The following is a 20,880-nucleotide window of genomic DNA, read 5'->3' as shown; positions in this document are numbered from 1 at the left end:
TGTTTAGTCTTTACTGTTTTTACCGAAAACTGAGAAATTAATGTATCTCTTAGGATTGGCTTTCATATCCTCAAGCAATGAATTCAGATTAGTTGATGCAGAATTCAGATTATTGTATAACTGATCATCTTTCATAATCTTTCCTAAACTACCTTCACCTCTGTCAATACCCGAAATCACACCGTTTAACTTTCCAACAGTTTGATCTAAATTGGCAATTGTTTGATTCAGTTGTTTTGTATCGATACTTTCTGCAAGATTTCCGTATTTATCTAAAGTTGTTTTACCACTTTTCATGGTTAAACTAGCTTCATCAAGAACTTTCTGAAGTTTAGGATCGTTGTTACCAACCAATTTGTTTACACTTCCTGCTGTAGTTTCTAATGCTCCTACCGTTTTGTTCAGGTTGTGAAGCAATACTTTGATTTCTTCTCTGTTTTGAGCATTCATTACCTGATTAGCATTGGCCATCAAAGAATCTACTCTATGCAAAACAGTTTGTAATTGATCTTTTACAGGACCTACTTGTGAAGAAAGGCTGTTCATCATTCCTAATTTGAAAGCCCCTTTTAAAGTATCTCCATCTTTTGCAGTAGGACCACCATAAAAAAGATTTACTCTCATTTCTTTACCGCCCATTAAGCTTGGCTCAAAAATTTCTAAATTAGAGTTTTTTGAAAACTCAAAATTATTATCTACGGTAACCTTTACGATGAAATGTATTTTTCCGTCACTAGTCGTCTGAGGAATGATTTTATCAACCTGCCCTACTTTCAGACCATTAATGGAAACTGGAGAAGACTGCGTAAGTCCTTCCACATTATCATATTTTGCGTAAAATATATTGTCGGTAGTAAAAAGGCTTCTGCCTTTCATAAACTGAAATAAAATCACGAAGCCAACAATAGCTAAAATCGCGATTAAACCAGCCTTTAATTCTTTACTGAATTTCACTTGGTAAATTTTTTCTAATGTAGCAAATATAGCACATTTTAAATTAATGTTTCTCTTTAATGCAGTGGGTTAAATACAAAAAAAGCGCCAAATTACTTTGGCGCTTTTATATTTTTCAGATTAAAATCCTACTGTTGATTTCCCATTTTACTCCAGATTTCAATTCTGTAATCATCGATATCTGCATTGTCTTGCAAGCTCTTTAACCAAGATTGACCAAACATTCCTGCATTTCTTTGAGTAACTGACTCTGTAAATTGTTTTACATCGCCTGGTTGCTTATTAATCGTTTCATTCTTTTTAACGATAACATAAACACCTGTACCTCCTTCGATTGGGTTTGAAACTTTTCCTTTTGCGATACCAAATGCAGCACCTGCAACTTTAGGCTCCATAGAACCTGCTACAGAAGGGTTAAGCATATTAACCTGTGCAGATTGTTTTGTAGTAGCAAATTTTGTAGCAACCTGATCTAAACTACCTGCAGTACCGATTTTTTCAGAAATCTGCTTAGCAGCTAATTTATTTTGAACGATTGTTTCTATCTGATCTCTTACAGATTCTGGATCTGCAAGACCTTTTTCTTGTTTTCCGTTTAAGTAAACAACCACTTTATCTCCGGTTCCTTCTACAGTAAAGAATTCTGTATCACCTTTTTCTCTCTTTTTATCGAAAGCCCAAGCAATGATCTCACCATCTTTATCAGTTCCTAAACCTTGAAGCTGACCATCAAATCTTTTTGCTGATTTAGCATTAGAATATTGATAGTTTGATTTTTTAGCAATATTCACAAAATCGTTGAAAGACTTCCCTTGAATTTGCTGGATAAATCTTCTTGCTTTTTTATCAACTTCAGCTTCTGTAGCTTCAGAAGGTTTGATTGTTTTTACAATATGAGCAATTTTGTAGCCCATTGTTCCAGCTTTTTTATCTTCTACATTGATAATGTGATACCCAAATTCAGTTTCAGCTAAACCTGTAGAACCTTTAGGGTTATTAGCCAAAAATGCTAAATATCCTGGAGCAAACTGACTTTGAGGAGTCGTCCATCCCACACTACCTTTTCTTTCAACAGCACCTGGCTCATCAGAAAGCTTAAGACCTTCTGCAAATTTCGCAGGGTTTGCTTTAATCGCAGCCATTAAGCTGTCAGCAATTTTCTTAGCTTCTTCTTTAGATCTTGTCGCTGTCGATCTTTCAGCACCTTTGTAAGCGATTAAGATATGGTTTGACAAGGTAGAATCAGAAGGTTTTTTATCTATTAATTTAGATAATACATAAAGATTCTGCTCTTTGTAAGGTCCGAAAACCTGACCAATTGCTGCAGTTTCGATTTTCCCTTGTAACCCTTGAGGCATTTGATTTGCCTGAACATATGTATTGTTGTAAGGCATATCTGAATTTGCCATTACAAACATTGAATCATTGGTTGTATTTTGGAAATTTTCTTTTCCATTACTTGCATCAGTACCTCCAGAAAATATTTTAGTAATTTCTTTCTGTACAGCAGCTTCATCCGCAGGACTAGGCTGAGAAGGGAAAAATGCAATTCCTAAATTTCTGCTTGGCTCTGTTTTAAACATTACCGTATGCGCTTTGATATAGTTTGCTAAATCCTCAGTCGTAACTTTGATTTTATTTTTCTGAAGATAAGAAGCGTAATCAACTTTCACAAAATCGATATCAGCAAGCTGATCTCTTTCTTTCATCAATTCTTCAGCTTCTTTTTTACCTGTAGTAATACCTGCAGAAACATTAGCAAAAACCTGTCTTGCCATAATTCTGTACTCAATAGTTTTTCTAGTTTTCAACCATTGATTGTATCCTTCAGGGTTTGTATTCTGTAGGGTTTCAATTTCTTTTTTTAATTCCTGGAGTTTGAAATTACCTTTTTCGTCAAAAAGCTGTTGGTTTTGCGCAAACATTTGATCAAACTGAAGCTGATTCCAAAACAGATCATCTGTCATTTCAAAGCCCATTTTTTCAAATTGTTGTTTTACCAACTTTGATTGCACCAATAATTGCCAAGCCTGCTCTTCTAGACCATTTTTCGGCTGCCCTTGTTGATCCGCTTGCTGTTGTAATACGAAAAGCTGGTCATTATACTCTTCACGAGTAATTTTCTCACCATTTACTTTTCCTAAAACATCAGGGTTTTTACCAAAAACCTTATCAAGGCTTTCCGGGTTTACCAAAAACGCTAAAAGCGCCAATGCGATCATTCCCATCAAAAGCCAAGGTCTACTCCTAATCTGTCCTAAAATTGCCATTTTGTAAATATAGTTTTTATATCAGTGTGCGAAAATACACATTTTTAAGAAATTACAGAAATATAAGTGGTGTTTTTAATTTTTAAAATTTAAATACGCTTAAAATGGAAATTTTGACCGTATTTTTTGTTGATTAACAAATGGCATTAATATTGTCAACTTTATATACAGTTCATACATATTGCTTTCTCTAAGCATATTGTAAATTATCATTATAACGACTTAAACTGAAGATGACAATTTGTCATTCGATTTATTATGACAGAATTTGAAGATATAAATTTTGATGATATTCTTGGCGACGGTTTTAATATTGTAGCTGAAGAAATCAACCTTTCTGATTTGGATATAGATAACGAGAAAAGCTCTGAGCAAAACATTTTCCCTATACTTCCTGTAAGAAATATGGTGATGTTTCCGAATGTTGTAATTCCTATCACTGCAGGAAGAAAGACCTCTATACAATTACTTGAAGAAGCACAACAAAACGGTGATTACATCGGAATTGTAAGCCAGAAGAAATCTGATGTAGAACAGCCTACCGAGAAAGACCTTTACCACACAGGAACTTTAGCGAAAATCATTAAGATTATTAAACTTCCGGAAGGAAATATTACCGCTATTACCAAAGGATTTCATCGATTTAAAATTAAAAAAGTTGTAGATTCTCAACCTTATTTTAAAGCTGAAATCACTAAATTAAAAGATACAAAGCCTAAAAATAAAGAGGAATACGAAGCGTTGTTGGAAAACATTAAAGATTTAGCTCTAAAAATCATTGAGCTAGACCCTAATATTCCGAATGCGGCCAACTTTGCTATAAAAAACATCAGCAACAACGAAGATTTGTTGAATTTTGTGAGTACAAATGCTAATTTTCCTTACTTGGAAAAGCAAAAGCTTTTGGAAGAAAAAAGTCTGATGGAAAGAGCCAATAAGTGCTACGAAATGATGCATGAGGACTTCAGAAAATTGGAATTGAGAAATCAAATTCATCAAAAAACTTCTAAAGATTTAGACAAACAACAAAGAGAATATTTCTTAAATCAGCAAATCAGAACCATCCAAGACGAATTGGGAGGCGGCCCTGAAAGCGATATTGAAGATTTAGTAAAAAAAGGGGCTGACAAAAACTGGAAACCAGAAGTAGAAGAACATTTCCAAAAAGAAATTGCTCGACTACAGCGTCAGAATCCTAATTCTCCGGATTATAATGTTCAGAGAAACTATTTAGATTTCTTTACAGATTTACCTTGGGAAACTTTCACAAAAGATACTTTTGATATAGAAAAGGCTGAAAAAGTTTTAGATAAAGCTCATTTTGGTTTAGAAGATATTAAAAAAAGAATTTTAGAACACATGGCTGTTTTAAAATTAAAAAATAACATGAAATCGCCAATTTTACTTTTGGTAGGCCCTCCAGGAGTTGGTAAAACTTCTCTCGGAAAATCGGTTGCCGATGCTTTGGGAAGAAAATACGTGCGTGTTTCTTTGGGCGGACTTCATGACGAAAGCGAAATTCGCGGTCATAGAAAAACCTACATCGGTGCAATGGCGGGAAGAATTCTTCAGTCTATTAAAAAATCGGGAACTTCAAACCCAGTGATTGTTTTAGACGAAATTGATAAAGTAGGAAAAGGAATGCACGGCGACCCGAGCTCAGCATTACTTGAAGTACTTGACCCTGAACAAAACAGCTCTTTCTATGATAACTTCTTAGAAATGGGTTATGATTTATCTAAAGTGATGTTTTTAGCAACAGCTAACTCACTTTCTACCATCCAGACTCCGCTTTTAGACAGAATGGAAATCATTCAGATTGCAGGCTATACTCTAGAGGAAAAAATTGAAATCGCCAAGAGACATTTAATAAAAAAACAACAGGAAGAAAACGGTTTGACTGCAAAGTCATTCAAACTTGGAAATCCTGAATTAAAACATATTATCGAGGCACACACTTCGGAAAGTGGCGTAAGAACTTTAGAAAAAAGAATTGCTGCTATCGCACGTTGGGTTGCTTTGCAAACCGCTTTGGAAAGAGAATACGATGCTAAAATTACCGTTGATAAAGTTGACGAAATTTTAGGTGTTCCAAGACCAAAAAGCTTGTCTGAATTAACAGATGTTCCGGGAGTAGTAACCGGATTGGCATGGACGAGTGTAGGTGGAGATATTTTATTCATTGAAAGTATTACCAGCAACGGAAAAGGAAATCTTACGATGACCGGAAATCTGGGAACGGTAATGAAAGAATCTGCAACAATTGCCCTAGAATACATCAAAGCAAAGCATGAAGATTTAGGAATCAGTGAAGAGGATTTAGAAAAGAAAAACATCCACGTTCACGTACCAGAAGGAGCAACACCAAAAGACGGACCTTCTGCGGGAATTGCCATGCTTACTTCTATGGTTTCTTCTTTTAAAAACAAAAAAGTAAAACCTCATCTTGCCATGACCGGCGAGATTACACTAAGAGGAAAAGTACTTCCTGTAGGTGGAATTAAAGAAAAACTACTCGCTGCAACAAGAGCAGGAATCAAAGAAGTGATTCTTTGTGAAGCCAACAGAAAAGACGTAGAAGAAATAAAACAGGACTACCTGAAAAATCTGAAAGTAAACTACGTCAACTGGATGAAAGAAGTACTAGAACTAGCAATCGAAAAATAAATTTTCAACAATAAACGTAAAACCTCATCTGAAAACGGTGAGGTTTTATTATTTTTATACGGCAGATTATCAATTATGAATTTTATAAAACTTCCATTTCTTCTAAAACTTGCATTAGCAGTGATTTCCATCATCGGAATCGGTTATCTTATTAAACTGGGGCAAAGCATTTTAGCACCATTTTTTTTAGCATTTTTAATGGCTATGCTTTTTTTACCGCTAGCTAATTTTATGGAGCGAAAATTAAGCTTTCCAAGGTCTGTTTCGACAATTATTTCGGTAATGATGATGTTGATTATTCTTACTGGAATGATTTTTTTCTTCGGCTCACAACTATCAAGTTTCAGCAAAGACCTTCCACATCTCAGCAAACAGTTTAATTTGGTTTTTCATAATCTGCAAAATTGGGTATCACAGACTTTTAATGTGAAGATTAATGAGCAACTCGATTATTTAGACCAAGGTTTAAGCAAGCTTTTATCTTCATCAGGAATTATTTTAGGTTTTACTTTTAGTGTTTTTTCTACGAGTTTGGGCTTTTTAGCGTTTTTTATTCTGTTTTTTGTCTTTATTTTAAATTATAGACGAATTTTAAATAATTTCATCGTTAATGTTTTCAACGAAAAACATAAAGCAAGCGTTCAGGAAGTCGTTTCGGAAGTAAGAATCATGACTAAAAGATATATCATAGGACTTTGCCTGCAGGTAATTATTGTTTCTGTACTTTCAACAACAGTCCTTACTATTTTAGGAGTAAAGTATGCTATTTTACTGGGTGTCTTAACCGGATTATTAAACGTTATTCCCTATATAGGAATTGCAATTTCACTCTTAGTATCGTGTTTTATCGCATTTGCAACAGGTACAGTTTCTACTTGTGTTTATGTAGCGATTGGCTATGTAATCGTTCATGCCATCGACGGAAATATCGTCCTTCCTTTTGTAGTGGGTTCAAAGGTGAAAATCAACGCTTTGTTTTCTTTCATCGGAATTCTTTTAGGCGAGCATCTTTGGGGAATTTCGGGGATGTTTCTTTGTATTCCGGCAATTGCCATCATCAAAATTATTTTTGAAAGAGTTGATGGTTTAAAACCTTGGGGAAAATTACTGGGTGAGGAAGAAAAGCCTCATAAAAAGAAAAAATCTTACAAAATCTCTAAAAACATTACTTTAAAGGAAATGGATTAGGGCATGAGTAATTGGTAATAAATAATGAATAATTTTCTTCCATTTTAATAATTATTTGATTTTTTCATAACGAAATAGAATTTTATTTAATTTTAATGAAAAATAACATTATGAAAATTATTAAACTTATTATCTGCCTTTTGTTTGGATTAATGTTCATTAATGCAGGATTAAACAAGTTCTTCAATTACATGCCCATGGAAAAACCAAGCCCCGAGCAAATGGAACTTTTTGCAGCGTTTGGAAAAATCTTCTGGTTGATGCCTTTAGTGGGTATTGTAGAAATTATTGGCGGTTTATTATTTATCTTTCCAAAAACTAGAGCTTTAGGTGCTATTGTTATTTTACCCGTCATGGTAGGAATTGTAATTCATAATTTTATGATGGATAAATCTACAATGGGAATGTCTATTGCAGGAGTTCTTTTTTTAATAAACCTTTGGATAATTATCGATAACAAAGAAAAATATCGGGATTTACTGAAATAGAAAAGTCAATGGTGAATAGTGAATTTGATTTCGCAAGTGAATTTCAAAAATTGACAAGCAAAGCGAATTGACCATTCACCATTTATTTTTATACAAATGCACTGAAACCGGTAATTGACCGACCAACAATCAGTGAATTGATTTCTTTTGTTCCTTCATAAGAATAAATAGCTTCTGAGTCGGCAACAAATCTCGCCACATCATATTCTAGTAAAATTCCGTTTCCGCCCATCACTTCTCGTGCTCTGGAAACAACATCTCTCGTTCTCATCGTACAGAAAACTTTAGCTAAAGAAGCGTGCTCATCCTTTAAAATCCCTTCATCCTGCATTTCAGAAAGCCTGAACACCATCGTCTGCATCGCCGTCAGATTCGACAACATTTCTACTAAATGTCCCTGAATCATTTGAAAAGAAGCAATCGGCTTTCCAAACTGCTCTCGTGTTCTTGTGTAAGCTAAAGCACTCTCGTAAGCTCCTCTTGCGCAACCTGTCGCCATCCAAGCAACTCCGGCTCGGGTCATTCTCAAAACTTTTGCAGTATCTTTAAATGAATTGGCATTTTGCAAACGGTTTTCTTCAGTCACTAAACAATCTTTTAATGTAATCAATCCATTTTGCACAATTCGAAGCGCCATTTTTCCTTTAATTTTTTCAACTGAAAACCCTGGATTATCTTTTTCAACAATAAAACCTTTCACTTCTCCATCATCTAAATCTCTTGCCCAGATAATAATGATGTCGGCAAACGTTGCATTCCCTATCCATTTTTTTTCGCCATTTAGAATCCAACCTTCAGGAGTTTTTTTACAGGTAACCGTTAAACCTCCTGCTGCTCCAGAACCTACTTCAGGCTCAGTCAATCCAAAAGCTCCAATTTTCTCGAACTTTTGCATTTGAGGAAGCCATTTTTGCTTCTGTTCTTCAGAACCACAAATATAAATGGAGCCCATTGCCAAACCAGATTGTACCCCGAAAAATGTTGCAATTGAAGCGTCAATTCTTGCCATTTCCATCGCAATCACTCCTTCCATTAAAAAAGGCATGCCTTTGCAACCGTAACCTTCATATGTCACACCACAGATATCCAGCTTTTGAAATTTCGGAATCAGCTCATGTGGAAACTCATCTCTCAGCCAATAATGATTCACTAAAGGTTTAACTTCTTTTTCCATAAATGCTCTTACTTTCAGCTGTACTTCTCTTTGTTCGGGAGTCAACGTATGATAAATATCGTAGAAATCACCATCAATAGGCGGAAGTTCTTTTCTTTTTTTGTTGGGATCAAGCATTTTAGACAAACCCTGCAACTGTTTATTATCTAATTTAGAAAAACTCTGCATCAGTTTTGGCAAATCTACCTTTTGAGAAATAGCACTTAACTGATCAAAATCTATTGATCGGAATAATTCTATAGCGTTTCTGATTTTGGAAAAAGTATTTGACATATTATTTCTGTGGTTTAATTTGTAAAACATCAGCAAAAATCAATCCGAAATACTTCTTAAACTGTTTAAGCATTTTTACAAAACACTCAATTTCAAATATTTAAATTAAATAATTATTTACAAAATATTTACCTGCAATATTCAAACATTACAAACGATTCTGCTGGAACTTTGGATGAAGCAAAAACATTAAAAATCAATATCATGAAAACGACGCACATCAGATTAACCATCGCAACCGTACTTTTATTAGGAATTTATTCATGTAAAAAAGGCGAGGCAACCACAAGTGATTACGAAGTATCAACATCTGCAGATTCTGCTGTATTAAATACTTCAGACAGTGTCTCCTCAGTTGCAACCATGTCTGTGAAAGACAAGCAATTCATCAAAACAGCAAATGTTGACATGGAAGTAAAAGACGTGTATGATGCAACCATTTCTATCGAAAAATCGGTACAGGAACTTGGCGGATTTGTTACTCATAGTAATTTGCAAAGCAGAGTTGTTTCAGAAGACACTTATAATACTTCTAATGAAGAAGCGATGCTGGTGAAAAAATATCAGACAGAAAACACACTGCAGGTAAGAGTTCCTACGGCAAAATTAGGCGAACTTTTAACCTTAATTAATGATAAAAAACTCTTCCTGAATTCTAGAATTATCAATGCAGAAGATGTGACATCAAGCATTAAATATGCTGAAATGGAAGGACAAAGAATAAAGAAAACCAGCGAGAATATTTCTGAACTCAAAACCACAAAAGATAAAGTGAAAATGAGTGACGAAAACATGTCGGAAGAAAATCAACAGAAATTGGCAAATCTTGATGTGACCGACAATCTGAAATACAGCACCGTTGACCTTTTTATTAAAGAACCCAAACTTAGAATTGCAGAAATTGCTGTTACAAACTCAAAAAACATCGATAATAAATACAAATTCAATTTTATCTATGATGCAAAAAATGCTTTTGTAGAAGGGTTTTATTTAATTCAAAAAATTCTTGTTGGATTGGTAGCGATTTGGCCCATTATAATTATTGCAGGTATTGCATTTTATTTTTACAGAAAAAATAAGTCTAATAAAAAATCAATTCAAGCCCACGAAGAGTAAACTTGGCATCCTAACCTTATGGTTATCCACATAGATTTTTCCAACCTCTGCATTTTGTGGAGGTTTTATTTTTTCGGGTAAAATTTAAATTTTGAATTTACATAGAATGACTTCAAAACGATTTTTAATCCTCAATTAACATCATTGCACGAAAATTCCGTAAATTTGCAAATCAGAATTTATCAACGGGGATTTTAGACAATTTTATTCAAATAAATTTCTAAAAAACCTTTAATCTAACGCTAAATATGCTATCTAAAATAAATCCTACTCATACTCAAAGCTGGAAAGCTCTAGACGAACATTTTGGAAACAATGATTTTGAACTGAGAAGTCTTTTTCAGTATAACCCAAACCGTTTTGAAGAGTTTTCTATTAAAAAAGACAATTTCTTATTCGATTATTCTAAAAACTTAATCGATTCTAGAACAAAAGAACTTCTTTTGACTCTTGCAGAAGAATGTCAGTTGAAGGATGCTATTTCTAAAATGTTTTCGGGTGATAAAATCAACGAAACTGAAGGAAGAGCGGTTTTACATACGGCATTAAGAGATTTTTCTGATAAGGAAATTTTGGTTGACGGTGAAAATATTAAGCCTCAAATCAAAAGAGTTTTAAATCACATGAAAGCTTTTTCTGAAAAAATTATTTCAGGAGAGCACAAAGGTTTTAGCGAAAAAGAAATCACAGATGTGGTAAACATCGGAATCGGAGGTTCAGATTTGGGGCCTGTGATGGTAGTTTCTGCATTGAAACATTTTAAAACAAGATTAGATGTTCATTTTGTTTCAAATGTCGATGGAAATCATATCGCTGAAGTGGTGAAGAACTTAAATCCTGAAACCACTTTATTCATCATTGCTTCGAAAACATTTACGACTCAAGAAACAATGACGAATGCAAATTCTGCAAAAGACTGGTTTTTAAAAGCAGGAAAACAGGAAGATGTGGCAAAACATTTTGTTGCTTTATCTACTAATGTTCAATCGGTTAAAGATTTCGGAATCGCAGAAGAAAACATCTTCGAATTCTGGGACTGGGTTGGTGGAAGATATTCACTGTGGAGTGCCATTGGATTAAGTATTGTACTTTCTGTAGGATATGAAAATTTTGAACAATTATTAAAAGGAGCAGAAAATACTGACCAACATTTCCAAACAGCAGATTTTTCTGAAAACGTTCCTGTTTTAATGGGATTATTGGGGATTTGGTATCGTAATTTTTATGCAGCAACAAGCCATGCAGTTTTACCATACTCTCAGTATTTAGACAGATTTGCGGCGTATCTTCAGCAAGGAGATATGGAAAGTAACGGAAAATGTGTCGACAGAAACGGAGAATTCGTAGAATATGAAACAGGACCAATCATTTGGGGAGAACCGGGAACAAACGGACAACATGCTTTCTATCAATTGATTCACCAAGGAACAGAATTGATTCCGGCTGATTTCATTGCCTATGCCAAAAGCCCAAATAAGGTCTCTGACCATCAGGACAAATTATTAGCTAACTTTTTTGCTCAGACTGAGGCTTTAGCCTTCGGTAAAAACGAGGAGGAAGTTGAAGAAGAATTACAAGCGTCAGGAAAATCTGAAGAAGAAATTGATTTCCTACTAAACTATAAAGTCTTCCACGGAAACACGCCTACCAATTCAATCATATTCAATGAATTAACTCCTTTTTCATTAGGCCAATTAATTGCATTGTATGAGCATAAAATCTTTGTACAAGGCGTAATTTGGAATATTTTCAGTTTCGACCAATTTGGGGTAGAATTAGGAAAAGTTTTAGCGAACAAAATATTACCAGAACTTGAAAACACTGAAGCAATTAGCTCTCATGATAGTTCTACGAACGGGTTGATAAATTATTATAAATCTAATAAATAACTGTTGTAGATTTTCATTAATTTTGATTTAAAATAAAGAAAATGAGTAGCATTACAATACATTTTAAAGATAAAGAAGAAGAAACGTTAATTCAAAATCTTCTACAGAAAATGAAAATCAGTTTTGAGAAAGATGAAGATTATTTTAAAGTGACGGATGAAATGAGAAAAACAATCGATGAGGCTTTAGAACAAGACAGGTCACAATTTGTAGATGCATTTGAATCATTAAAAAAGGTTTCAGAAAAGTATGGCATTTAAAATCTTAGTTTCACCTATTGCAAGCAATAATATTGATGATGCTATTAAATATTACAAAATACAATCTCAATCTGCAGCAAAAAGCTTTAGGAAAAAATTAGTTGATGCTTATAAATCTCTACAAACAAATCCTTTCTTTGCCGTAAAATATCGAAATACAAGGGCAGCCCCTTTAAAGAAACTTCCTTATTTAGTCCTTTTTGACATTGATGAGAAAGAACAAATTGTAAATATCCTTTCCGTTTTCTGCACTCATCAGAATCCGGAAAATATCCTTAAAAATCTAATAATAAAAAGTAATAAAAGTAAAAATGGCAGAAATTCTTGACGGATTAAAAGTATCCAAGGAAATAAAAGCAGAAATCAAGGTTGAAGTTGATAAAATTCTTGCAAGCAAAAGAAGAGCACCTCATTTGGTAGCGATTCTTGTTGGAAACAACGGTGCAAGTAAGGCCTATGTAAATGCTAAAGTAAAAGATTGTGAGGAAGTAGGCTTTCAATCTAGTTTAATTAAATTTCCAAGCACAGTTTCTGAATCAGAATTGTTGGAAAAAATCGACGAGCTTAATAAGTCTAAAGCAGTTGACGGATTTATCGTACAGTTGCCTTTGCCAGATCAAATCGATCAGGAAAAAATTATCAATGCTATTGACCCAAGAAAAGATGTTGACGGTTTCCACCCTACAAATTTTGGAAAAATGGCGTTGGAAATGGACACTTTCTTACCTGCGACTCCGTTTGGAATTTTAACCTTACTAGAAAGATATAATATCGAAACGAAAGGTAAAGACTGTGTAATTATCGGAAGAAGTAAAATTGTAGGAAGACCAATGAGTATTTTGATGGGTAGAAAAGACTTTCCTGGAAACTCTACCGTTACTTTGACTCACTCTTACACCAAAGATATCGAAGAATATACTAAAAAAGCAGACATCGTAATTACCGCTTTAGGCGACCCTCACTTTTTGAAAGGCGAAATGATAAAAGACGGAGCCGTGATTGTAGATGTAGGTATTACAAGAGTTGACAATGACTCTCCAAAAGGATATTACTTGGCAGGTGACGTAGATTTTGATAGCTGTGCAGAAAAAGCAAGCTGGATAACTCCCGTACCTGGAGGAGTAGGTCCTATGACAAGAGCAATGTTGATGAAAAATACCATCATCGCTTACAAAACATCGGTCTATAACGACTAATTTGAAATGAATAAAGAAGAAGATATATTATTAAAAGAAGGTAAAATGCTCCCGGTGATGGAGCATTTTTACACTATTCAGGGAGAAGGCGCCCACACAGGAAAAGCGGCCTATTTCATCAGACTAGGTGGATGCGACGTTGGTTGCCACTGGTGTGATGTGAAAGAAAGCTGGGATCCTACGCTACATCCCCTGATAAATGCTGAAGAAATTGCAGAAACCGCCGCAAAACATTGTAAAACGATTGTTTTGACTGGTGGCGAACCTTTAATGTGGAATTTAGATATTTTGACTTCTAAATTAAAAGAATTAGGTTGCACCATTCATATTGAAACCTCGGGGGCTTATCCTCTGAGCGGACAAATTGATTGGATTACTCTTTCACCCAAGAAAACAGGACTTCCAAAAGAAGAAATCTATCAAAAAGCGCATGAGCTGAAAATGATTATTTTTAATAATAATGATTTTAAATTTGCTGAAGAACAGGCTACCAAAGTTTCAGAAAACTGCAGATTATACCTTCAGAGCGAATGGAGCAAACGAGACGAGATGTATCCAAAGATGACCGATTTTATCCTTGCAAACCCACGTTGGCAAGCATCGGTTCAGACACATAAATACCTGAATATTCCGTAAATTGTTTATATTAGCCTCTGCCTTTCATTAGAAGATGCAAAGAATAAGATATTCCCGTTATCTAAAATCAATTATCATATTGCTCGACCTTTTGGTTCTTGCAAGTGTTTTTGTATTTTACTTCGTAAGCACTTCTAAGGGTTTGGTACATAATCAGGAGCTATGGTATGAAAGTTCTTTCCCCTTACTTCTTGTCATTTTATTTTGGGTTTTATTAAGCGGAAGGACGAAAATCTATAATATATCAAGAAATCTTACCTATATTCTATTTGTAGAGCGTATTATCATTCACTTTCTCTTATTTATCATAGGTTTGGTTTTGATTAGAAAAGTGAGTAACAATCAGTTTTTTGGTTCAGAACTAACTTGGCTCTCGCTTTATCTTTTTGTTTTTATATTTTTATTAAAATCTACTGTCTATTTTTTGATAAGATACATCAGAACCATGGGAGTCAACCATAGGAATGTGATGTTTCTAAATGAAAATAAATCAACTGAGGTTTTAAAAAGAATAATTGAAGACAGAAAAGATTTTGGTTACAAAATATTTCATTACAACTCAGTTGAAGTAAATACTGAAAATCTTGTAGAATTTTGGAAAAAAAATGGAATCCATACCTTATTTCTTCCGACAGAAAATTCGTTTACTAATGAAATGGAAAATAAGATGTTCAAACTAGCAGAAGCCAACAAAGTACACATCTCACTGATTCCTAATATTTCGAAAAACAACTTTTTCTTTTATGATTTGGGATATATTCAAACCCAACCGATTTTAACTCAGGCAAAATATCCTTTAGATTATTATTCTAATTTTTTAATTAAGAGAATTTTTGATATTATTTTTTCGGTCTCTGTTTTGCTATTCATTTGTTCGTGGTTATTTCCCATTATTGCAATTTTAATTAAAAAAAGCTCTAAAGGCCCCGTTTTTTTCGTTCAGAAAAGATATGGTTTCCATGAAGAAGTTTTTAATTGTCTTAAATTTAGAACAATGGTCGTTAATGCCGATTCTGCATCTAAAACAACAAGTGAAAACGACTCTAGAATTACCAAAATAGGAAAGTTTTTAAGAAAAACAAGCCTTGATGAGATGCCACAGTTTATTAATGTTTTGAGAGGTGAAATGTCTATTGTAGGACCTAGACCACACATGTTGGCTGTAGATAATTATTACAAGCCTAAAATTAGAAGATACAGCTTAAGAAGTCTTTCCAATCCAGGAATTACAGGTTTAGCTCAGGTAAACGGTTTACGAGGCGACGCAGGAGATGTAGAAATAGAAATGAACAAGAGAATTCTTGCCGACGCATTCTACATCCGAAACTGGAGCTTCACTTTAGATATCGTGATTATTTTAAAGACCATTTTACTGGTGATAACGGGAGATAAAAAAGCAAAATAAGACGAGGTTTAGTAACAATAATTTAGATTTTTGCGATTAAACAAAGGTTTAGCCTTAATCTCAGCTTTAAACAAATTAAATAAAAATAGCCTAATTTAGCAGAATGTTAAAAAAGTTTTTTACAGCCGTAGGAGAATACATGATTCTTATAGGTAAATCTCTTCAGAAACCTCAGAAAATGAGAGTTTTTTGGAAGCTTTTTATGCGAGAAATCAATGACTTGGGAGTCAACTCGTTTGGGTTGGTTATTTTCACGTCTATCTTCGTGGGAGCCGTAGTTGCCATTCAGATGTTTAACAATTTTGATGCATCGTCGTTCCCAATTCCTCCAGCATTTGTAGGATATGCAACCAAAGCAGTTTTGGTACTAGAATTTGCTCCTACTATTATCAGTTTAATTTTAGCCGGGAAAGTAGGTTCATATATCGCATCTACTATCGGTACAATGCGTGTTTCCGAGCAGATTGATGCTTTGGATATTATGGGAGTAAACTCTCCCAATTTTTTAATTTTACCTAAAATTATTGCCTGTCTTATTTTCAACCCTTTATTAATTGCAATCAGTATCGTTTTTGGTATTGGCGGCGGTTATATTGCAGGAATCCTTACAGGCAACTGGACGACAGCAGATTATATTACAGGTATTCAAATGTATATGCCTAATTTATTTATCTTCTATGCATTTGCCAAAACAATTGTTTTTGCATTTGTAATTGCTACCGTTCCTTCTTATTTTGGATATTTTGTGAAAGGTGGCTCACTAGAAGTAGGTAGAGCAAGTACACAAGCCGTAGTTTGGACGATGGTATTTATCATTATTTCCGAATTAATTTTAACACAATTAATATTAAGCTGATGATTGAGGTAAAAAATCTTAAAAAGAGTTTTGGTGATGTTGAAGTGCTTAAAGGAATTTCAACCAACTTCGAAAAAGGAAAAACAAACCTTATAATAGGACAAAGTGGATCCGGAAAAACCGTTTTTCTTAAAAGTTTACTAAATGTTTATCAACCTTCATCTGGAGAAATTTTATTTGACGGAAGAGATATTAATGTGATGAACCGTGAAGAAAAACAGCATCTACGCTCTGAAATCGGAACTCTATTTCAAGGAAGTGCTTTGTTTGATTCATTAACGGTTGAAGAAAACATCATGTTTCCTCTTGATATGTTTACCAATTTAACATTTCGAGAAAAGAAAAGAAGAGTTTTTGAAGTTATTGGAAGAGTACATTTAGATAAAGCTAACCGAAAGTTTCCGTCAGAAATTTCCGGAGGGATGCAGAAACGTGTGGCGATTGCAAGAGCGATTGTAAATCACCCAAAATATCTGTTCTGTGACGAGCCCAACTCAGGGCTAGACCCTTATACATCTAATGTAATTGATGATTTATTGCTTGAAATAACCAAAGAATACAACACTACAACCATCATCAATACCCATGATATGAACTCGGTAATGACAATTGGCGAGAAAATTGTATATCTGAGATTGGGCATAAAAGAATGGGAAGGTAATAAAGACATTCTGATTACTGCAGGCAATAAAAATCTAATCGATTTCGTTTATTCATCAGAATTATTTAAGGAATTGAGAGAGTATCTATTGGAGAATAATAAGACGATTGAAAATACCATTACAAAAATAGACGATAATGAAAAAATTAATTAGTGCAGCATTAATAGGCTTTTCAGTTTTTGCATCAGCACAAATTTCTTTAGCGGCAAAAGCCAATGCAGTAATTCCTACAAGCTCAGCTTCATGGAAGAATTTAAAATCTGCAGCAACCAACGCAGTTGAGCAAAAAGGTAAAAACATAACAGGTTTCAACGTAGGACTATCTTTGAAAATTGATTTGCCTACAGCATTATATCTAATGCCAGAAATTTATTATACTAATTTCAGCAATGAATTTACGGTACAAAATGATGCTAATGCAGCTCAAACAACCCTTAAAGCAAAAAACTCAAGAGTTGATATTCCTGTTTTAGTAGGAGTAAATCTTTTGGGTAATTTACTAAGTGCTTATGCTGGACCGGTAGGAAGCTTCAACTTAGCTAAAGATGATAACTTTGATAATTTTATCCAGAAAGTAAATGCTAAAGAATTTACGGTAGGATATCAGTTAGGTTTTCAGAGCGAAATAAAAAAAGTAATCCTTACAGCAAGATATGAAGGTGCGTTTTCTAAAGACCAAAGAAAATTCATCAACAATGTAGCAGGCTCAAGCCAGGAAATTGACTACGACAACAGGTCAAGCATGTTCTTACTTGGTTTGGGATACAAATTCTAAATTGAATCAAATTTAAAAACATAAAAAAATCCTCAAATTAAATTTGAGGATTTTTATTTTCTCTTTCAAGCTCGGCTTTACGTTTTTCTATTTCGAGAGCCTTCTTCTCCAATTCTTCTTTTTCTTTTTGAAGTTGTTTAAACTCCCTTCTTTTGGCTTCAGCTTTTATCGCCCTTCCCTTACTCACATACCCTATCATTCCACCAAATATTAAACCTATTCCAATTCCTGCCATAACTCCCATTACATGCGAGAGAGTAATTTTCTCAACCGTAAAATCTGTAGTTAGGTAAAAAAGCAAGGCAGATACTGCAAGAAGTATCAATCCTATTACTGAGATACTTTTCATAATAGTGTTTTTTGAAGGTGAACATTCGTTTATAAACTTAAAAAGAAAATTGATAATATTTAAAAAAATTTCAGTCACCTACAAAATTATTTAGGCATTGAAATTTTATTTACATTAAATTTTTCCTCCAGCAGTTTTATAATATTCTAAAGCTTTAGGCAAATCTTTTTGAATATCTGCAACCCTTGTTGCTGGACTTGGGTGAGTAGATAAAAACTCTGGCTGTCTCGCTCCTGAAGATGAAGCTTCCATTCTCTGCCAAAACGGAATTGCCTGACGTGGATCATATCCCGCCATCGCCATTAAGTTTAATCCCATTTCATCTGCTTCAGATTCCTGACTTCTACCATACTTCAATAAAACAACTTGTGAAGTGGGTGTGTAAATCGTTTGAATAATCTGAGCAACTTTTTGGCTCTTTATAAGACCTGTAGCTCCTCCCAATCCCTGAGCAATCATCGCCTGAGAAATCCTTTCATTACCGTGACCCGCCAATGCGTGAGAAACCTCATGTCCCATTACAACAGCCAAACCTGTTTCGTCTTTAGTAACAGGAAGAATTCCAGTGTAAACCGCAACCTTACCACCCGGCATACACCAAGCGTTGATTTGATTATCTTGTAATAAATTAAATTCCCATTTGTAATCTGCCAAATCAGAACTTCGTCCGATACTTGCATAATACCTCTCTGCTGCAGACTTTATTTTATTTCCTACATTTTTTACCATTTGAGCCTGAGCTCCAGTAACAACTTTAGATTCTTTAAGGGTTTGCTGATATTGTTGAACGGCAGATGCAGTAATTTCTGGGTTTAATTGCCCCATTTGTATCGACTGTCTCCCTGTCATTGGGTTTGTTGTACACGCAATAACCGCTGTAGCTATAGCTCCTATTCCTAAAAGATGAGTAATTTTCATAATTATGCTTATTATAAATGAACCTTAACAATTTCTATTCCAAAAAATATTTAGAATTTTGTTTTTGCACACATTTTGATGTATAAATTTACTAAATTTATTGTCATGAAAAATTACATAAAAATAATATCTTTATTTGCTTTTCTAGCTCTTTTTCAAAATTGTGCTTCACAAAATGCAGATCCTCAAATGGTAAACGATTTAGTCAGTTCAGATGAGTTTACTTTTTATGCTGAAAAAGCAAACCCTACGAGTTATGATGTTATTAATGTTGTCAACTCAATGCCAAATGCAGCTCAACTTCGTACATTTCAGATTTCAGGTCAAGGTTATGGCATCGAAATTAAAAAAGGAGTCATGGAGGTTACACTTCCTTACTTTGGACGAGCTTTTACCTCAACATACGGAACCTCTGACAACAGCTATAGATTTACCTCAAAAGATTATGAAGTGACTAAAACTCAAAGCAAAAAAGGAAATTGGGTGTACAAAATCAAGCCAAAAGATGTAAAAAACGTTTCCGATATCAATATTGAAATTTATAAAAACGGAAAAGCATCAACCTCAATAAGAAGTAACGACAGACAACCTATTTCTTATGATGGTTACATTTCTAAAAACGAAGAAACAAAAGAAAAGGAGAAGCTTTAATGTGGTTCGAGTTTAGTGATACGAGACTGAATGCAAAAAATATCATTAAATATTTTCCGAATCGAAAAAACTCGGATCTTGAAACTCGCAACTCAAATCTCAGATCTCGAATCTTTTAAAAACTTTTCTACAAATAATTTTGCTTCAGTACTTGGGTTAGAAATCTGGTCTGAAGCATTTTTTTTATGCTGAATATAAGCTTCCTCTACAGAATTATCTTTTTTCATCATCGCTAAAATATATTCCTGAACCCAATATTCAAAGCGTTTTTCAAACTGTTGTGTTCTAACTTCATCAAAACGTTTGGTATTCTTTTTTAACGTAATGAAATCATCTATTTTCTGATAAACGTCTTTCAATCCTTCATTATATAAGGCAGAGCCAAGTAAAACAGGCACTTTCCAGTCTTTTTCTTTTGATGGAAGAAAATCTAATGCCCGCTTCAATTCGAGCCTGGTATTTTTAGCTTTTTGCAGATTGCTTTCCTCTACTTTATTAATGAAAATAATATCGACCATTTCCATGATTCCACGCTTAATACCTTGAAGCTCATCTCCACCGCCAATAATTTTTAGAAACAAAAAAACATCGGTAATATCTGAAACTAAAACTTCAGACTGCCCTACTCCAACGGTTTCTATTAAAATATAATCATAGCCGGCAGCTTCGCAAATCATCATGGTTTCAAAAGTCGTATTGGCAACTCCGCCCAGAAAACCGGAACTTGGCGAAGGACGAATAAAAGCATTTTCTTCTTTTGACAATTCTTCCATTCTGGTTTTATCGCCCAAAATACTGCCTTTATTAATCGCAGAACTTGGGTCAATTGCTAAAACCGCCACTTTTTTACCATTTGAAATCACCAATCTTCCGAAATTTTCTATAAAAGTAGATTTTCCGGCTCCGGGAACTCCTGTAATCCCTACTCTGATTGAATTTCCTGTTAATGGAAGTATTTTTTTTAAAAGCTCTTCTGCCTGACTGCGATGTTCAGGTTTGGTACTTTCAACTAAAGTAATGGCTTTTGCAATCAAACGTTTATTGCCTGATTTAATCCCCTCTATAAAGTCTTCTGTTGAAATTTTCATTCATTCAAAAATATAAAAATAAGCTGCAAAATCCGAGAAAAAGTATATTAATTTTATGGATGTCC

Annotated in this window: 20 protein-coding genes; 14 read left to right on the top strand and 6 right to left on the bottom strand. The window is 34.2% G+C overall.

Features of this window, described 5'->3' with window-relative positions; all coding sequences use genetic code 11:
• Nucleotides 1–3: 3 nt before the first annotated feature.
• Entirely contained in the window at nt 4–954 is a 951-nt protein-coding gene (locus tag LO744_RS02100; protein ID WP_230666908.1) for an MlaD family protein, read from the bottom strand.
• A 128-nt stretch (nt 955–1,082) separates the two neighbouring features.
• Nucleotides 1,083–3,224: a peptidylprolyl isomerase gene (locus tag LO744_RS02095; RefSeq protein WP_230666906.1), complete on the bottom strand. Its 2,142-nt coding sequence runs from the start codon at nt 3,222–3,224 to the stop codon at nt 1,083–1,085.
• Nucleotides 3,225–3,482: 258 nt separating this feature from the next.
• Here LO744_RS02095 and lon point away from each other — a divergent pair, with 258 nt between their 5' ends.
• The 3 genes from lon (at nt 3,483) to LO744_RS02080 (ending at nt 7,567) form a co-directional block, all read left to right on the top strand.
• Complete coding sequence (gene lon, locus LO744_RS02090) at nt 3,483–5,891, top strand: endopeptidase La (protein ID WP_230666904.1); 2,409 nt, start codon at nt 3,483–3,485, stop codon at nt 5,889–5,891.
• Nucleotides 5,892–5,966: 75 nt separating this feature from the next.
• Complete coding sequence (locus LO744_RS02085; RefSeq protein WP_230666901.1) at nt 5,967–7,079, top strand: AI-2E family transporter; 1,113 nt, start codon at nt 5,967–5,969, stop codon at nt 7,077–7,079.
• 110 nt (nt 7,080–7,189) lie between these two features.
• The gene (locus LO744_RS02080; RefSeq protein ID WP_230666899.1) at nt 7,190–7,567 is read left to right on the top strand and encodes a DoxX family protein; all 378 of its coding nucleotides are present in this window, start codon (nt 7,190–7,192) and stop codon (nt 7,565–7,567) included.
• A gap of 88 nt (nt 7,568–7,655) precedes the next feature.
• Here the strand turns inward: LO744_RS02080 and LO744_RS02075 are convergent, their stop codons facing one another.
• Nucleotides 7,656–9,014 (bottom strand): acyl-CoA dehydrogenase family protein, encoded by a 1,359-nt coding sequence (locus tag LO744_RS02075; RefSeq protein ID WP_230666897.1) that lies wholly within the window; start codon nt 9,012–9,014, stop codon nt 7,656–7,658.
• A 204-nt stretch (nt 9,015–9,218) separates the two neighbouring features.
• Here LO744_RS02075 and LO744_RS02070 point away from each other — a divergent pair, with 204 nt between their 5' ends.
• The 10 genes from LO744_RS02070 (at nt 9,219) to LO744_RS02025 (ending at nt 17,809) form a co-directional block, all read left to right on the top strand.
• The gene (locus LO744_RS02070) at nt 9,219–10,130 is read left to right on the top strand and encodes a DUF4349 domain-containing protein (RefSeq protein ID WP_230666896.1); all 912 of its coding nucleotides are present in this window, start codon (nt 9,219–9,221) and stop codon (nt 10,128–10,130) included.
• A 248-nt stretch (nt 10,131–10,378) separates the two neighbouring features.
• Entirely contained in the window at nt 10,379–12,019 is a 1,641-nt protein-coding gene (pgi, locus tag LO744_RS02065; protein ID WP_230666895.1) for a glucose-6-phosphate isomerase, read from the top strand.
• A gap of 41 nt (nt 12,020–12,060) precedes the next feature.
• Complete coding sequence (locus LO744_RS02060) at nt 12,061–12,279, top strand: hypothetical protein (RefSeq protein WP_230666894.1); 219 nt, start codon at nt 12,061–12,063, stop codon at nt 12,277–12,279.
• Complete coding sequence (locus LO744_RS02055) at nt 12,269–12,607, top strand: type II toxin-antitoxin system RelE/ParE family toxin (RefSeq protein ID WP_230666893.1); 339 nt, start codon at nt 12,269–12,271, stop codon at nt 12,605–12,607. Before LO744_RS02060 ends, LO744_RS02055 begins: the two co-directional genes overlap by 11 nt.
• Nucleotides 12,591–13,475: a bifunctional 5,10-methylenetetrahydrofolate dehydrogenase/5,10-methenyltetrahydrofolate cyclohydrolase gene (locus LO744_RS02050; RefSeq protein ID WP_230666892.1), complete on the top strand. Its 885-nt coding sequence runs from the start codon at nt 12,591–12,593 to the stop codon at nt 13,473–13,475. The genes LO744_RS02055 and LO744_RS02050 overlap by 17 nt, the downstream gene beginning before the upstream one ends.
• A gap of 6 nt (nt 13,476–13,481) precedes the next feature.
• A complete protein-coding gene (locus tag LO744_RS02045; RefSeq protein WP_230666891.1) occupies nt 13,482–14,111 on the top strand; it encodes a 7-carboxy-7-deazaguanine synthase QueE in 630 nt (209 codons plus the stop codon).
• 34 nt (nt 14,112–14,145) lie between these two features.
• Entirely contained in the window at nt 14,146–15,516 is a 1,371-nt protein-coding gene (locus tag LO744_RS02040) for an exopolysaccharide biosynthesis polyprenyl glycosylphosphotransferase (protein WP_230666890.1), read from the top strand.
• 103 nt (nt 15,517–15,619) lie between these two features.
• Complete coding sequence (locus LO744_RS02035) at nt 15,620–16,372, top strand: MlaE family ABC transporter permease (protein ID WP_066675213.1); 753 nt, start codon at nt 15,620–15,622, stop codon at nt 16,370–16,372.
• On the top strand, nt 16,372–17,187 hold the full coding sequence (locus tag LO744_RS02030) for an ABC transporter ATP-binding protein (RefSeq protein WP_229982849.1): 816 nt from the start codon (nt 16,372–16,374) through the stop codon (nt 17,185–17,187). The genes LO744_RS02035 and LO744_RS02030 overlap by 1 nt, the downstream gene beginning before the upstream one ends.
• Complete coding sequence (locus LO744_RS02025) at nt 17,171–17,809, top strand: outer membrane beta-barrel protein (protein WP_230666884.1); 639 nt, start codon at nt 17,171–17,173, stop codon at nt 17,807–17,809. Before LO744_RS02030 ends, LO744_RS02025 begins: the two co-directional genes overlap by 17 nt.
• Nucleotides 17,810–17,846: 37 nt before the next feature.
• Here the strand turns inward: LO744_RS02025 and LO744_RS02020 are convergent, their stop codons facing one another.
• Both LO744_RS02020 and LO744_RS02015 read right to left on the bottom strand, forming a co-directional pair.
• A complete protein-coding gene (locus tag LO744_RS02020) occupies nt 17,847–18,158 on the bottom strand; it encodes a hypothetical protein (protein ID WP_230666882.1) in 312 nt (103 codons plus the stop codon).
• Nucleotides 18,159–18,272: 114 nt separating this feature from the next.
• On the bottom strand, nt 18,273–19,076 hold the full coding sequence (locus tag LO744_RS02015; protein ID WP_230666880.1) for a M48 family metallopeptidase: 804 nt from the start codon (nt 19,074–19,076) through the stop codon (nt 18,273–18,275).
• A 105-nt stretch (nt 19,077–19,181) separates the two neighbouring features.
• On the opposite strand from LO744_RS02015, the gene LO744_RS02010 reads away from it, so the two are divergent.
• Nucleotides 19,182–19,727 (top strand): DUF4251 domain-containing protein, encoded by a 546-nt coding sequence (locus LO744_RS02010; protein WP_230666879.1) that lies wholly within the window; start codon nt 19,182–19,184, stop codon nt 19,725–19,727.
• Nucleotides 19,728–19,819: 92 nt separating this feature from the next.
• Here LO744_RS02010 and meaB read toward each other — a convergent pair whose 3' ends face one another.
• The gene (gene meaB / locus LO744_RS02005) at nt 19,820–20,815 is read right to left on the bottom strand and encodes a methylmalonyl Co-A mutase-associated GTPase MeaB (protein WP_230666876.1); all 996 of its coding nucleotides are present in this window, start codon (nt 20,813–20,815) and stop codon (nt 19,820–19,822) included.
• Nucleotides 20,816–20,880: the final 65 nt, after the last annotated feature.

It is taken from the genome of Chryseobacterium turcicum (assembly GCF_021010565.1).
GTDB classification, from domain to species: domain Bacteria; phylum Bacteroidota; class Bacteroidia; order Flavobacteriales; family Weeksellaceae; genus Chryseobacterium; species Chryseobacterium turcicum.
This window is presented reverse-complemented; position numbering and strand designations above follow the sequence as displayed.

What these genes read in the sequence shown, in the direction of transcription:
- LO744_RS02095 (WP_230666906.1), bottom strand. Translation starts at nt 3,224, where the DNA reads ATGGCAATTTTAGGACAGATTAGGAGTAGACCTTGGCTTTTGATGGGA.
- lon (WP_230666904.1), top strand. Translation starts at nt 3,483, where the DNA reads ATGACAGAATTTGAAGATATAAATTTTGATGATATTCTTGGCGACGGT.
- LO744_RS02085 (WP_230666901.1), top strand. Translation starts at nt 5,967, where the DNA reads ATGAATTTTATAAAACTTCCATTTCTTCTAAAACTTGCATTAGCAGTG.
- LO744_RS02080 (WP_230666899.1), top strand. Translation starts at nt 7,190, where the DNA reads ATGAAAATTATTAAACTTATTATCTGCCTTTTGTTTGGATTAATGTTC.
- LO744_RS02075 (WP_230666897.1), bottom strand. Translation starts at nt 9,014, where the DNA reads ATGTCAAATACTTTTTCCAAAATCAGAAACGCTATAGAATTATTCCGA.
- LO744_RS02070 (WP_230666896.1), top strand. Translation starts at nt 9,219, where the DNA reads ATGAAAACGACGCACATCAGATTAACCATCGCAACCGTACTTTTATTA.
- pgi (WP_230666895.1), top strand. Translation starts at nt 10,379, where the DNA reads ATGCTATCTAAAATAAATCCTACTCATACTCAAAGCTGGAAAGCTCTA.
- LO744_RS02060 (WP_230666894.1), top strand. Translation starts at nt 12,061, where the DNA reads ATGAGTAGCATTACAATACATTTTAAAGATAAAGAAGAAGAAACGTTA.
- LO744_RS02055 (WP_230666893.1), top strand. Translation starts at nt 12,269, where the DNA reads ATGGCATTTAAAATCTTAGTTTCACCTATTGCAAGCAATAATATTGAT.
- LO744_RS02050 (WP_230666892.1), top strand. Translation starts at nt 12,591, where the DNA reads ATGGCAGAAATTCTTGACGGATTAAAAGTATCCAAGGAAATAAAAGCA.
- LO744_RS02045 (WP_230666891.1), top strand. Translation starts at nt 13,482, where the DNA reads ATGAATAAAGAAGAAGATATATTATTAAAAGAAGGTAAAATGCTCCCG.
- LO744_RS02040 (WP_230666890.1), top strand. Translation starts at nt 14,146, where the DNA reads ATGCAAAGAATAAGATATTCCCGTTATCTAAAATCAATTATCATATTG.
- LO744_RS02035 (WP_066675213.1), top strand. Translation starts at nt 15,620, where the DNA reads ATGTTAAAAAAGTTTTTTACAGCCGTAGGAGAATACATGATTCTTATA.
- LO744_RS02030 (WP_229982849.1), top strand. Translation starts at nt 16,372, where the DNA reads ATGATTGAGGTAAAAAATCTTAAAAAGAGTTTTGGTGATGTTGAAGTG.
- LO744_RS02025 (WP_230666884.1), top strand. Translation starts at nt 17,171, where the DNA reads ATGAAAAAATTAATTAGTGCAGCATTAATAGGCTTTTCAGTTTTTGCA.
- LO744_RS02020 (WP_230666882.1), bottom strand. Translation starts at nt 18,158, where the DNA reads ATGAAAAGTATCTCAGTAATAGGATTGATACTTCTTGCAGTATCTGCC.
- LO744_RS02015 (WP_230666880.1), bottom strand. Translation starts at nt 19,076, where the DNA reads ATGAAAATTACTCATCTTTTAGGAATAGGAGCTATAGCTACAGCGGTT.
- LO744_RS02010 (WP_230666879.1), top strand. Translation starts at nt 19,182, where the DNA reads ATGAAAAATTACATAAAAATAATATCTTTATTTGCTTTTCTAGCTCTT.
- meaB (WP_230666876.1), bottom strand. Translation starts at nt 20,815, where the DNA reads ATGAAAATTTCAACAGAAGACTTTATAGAGGGGATTAAATCAGGCAAT.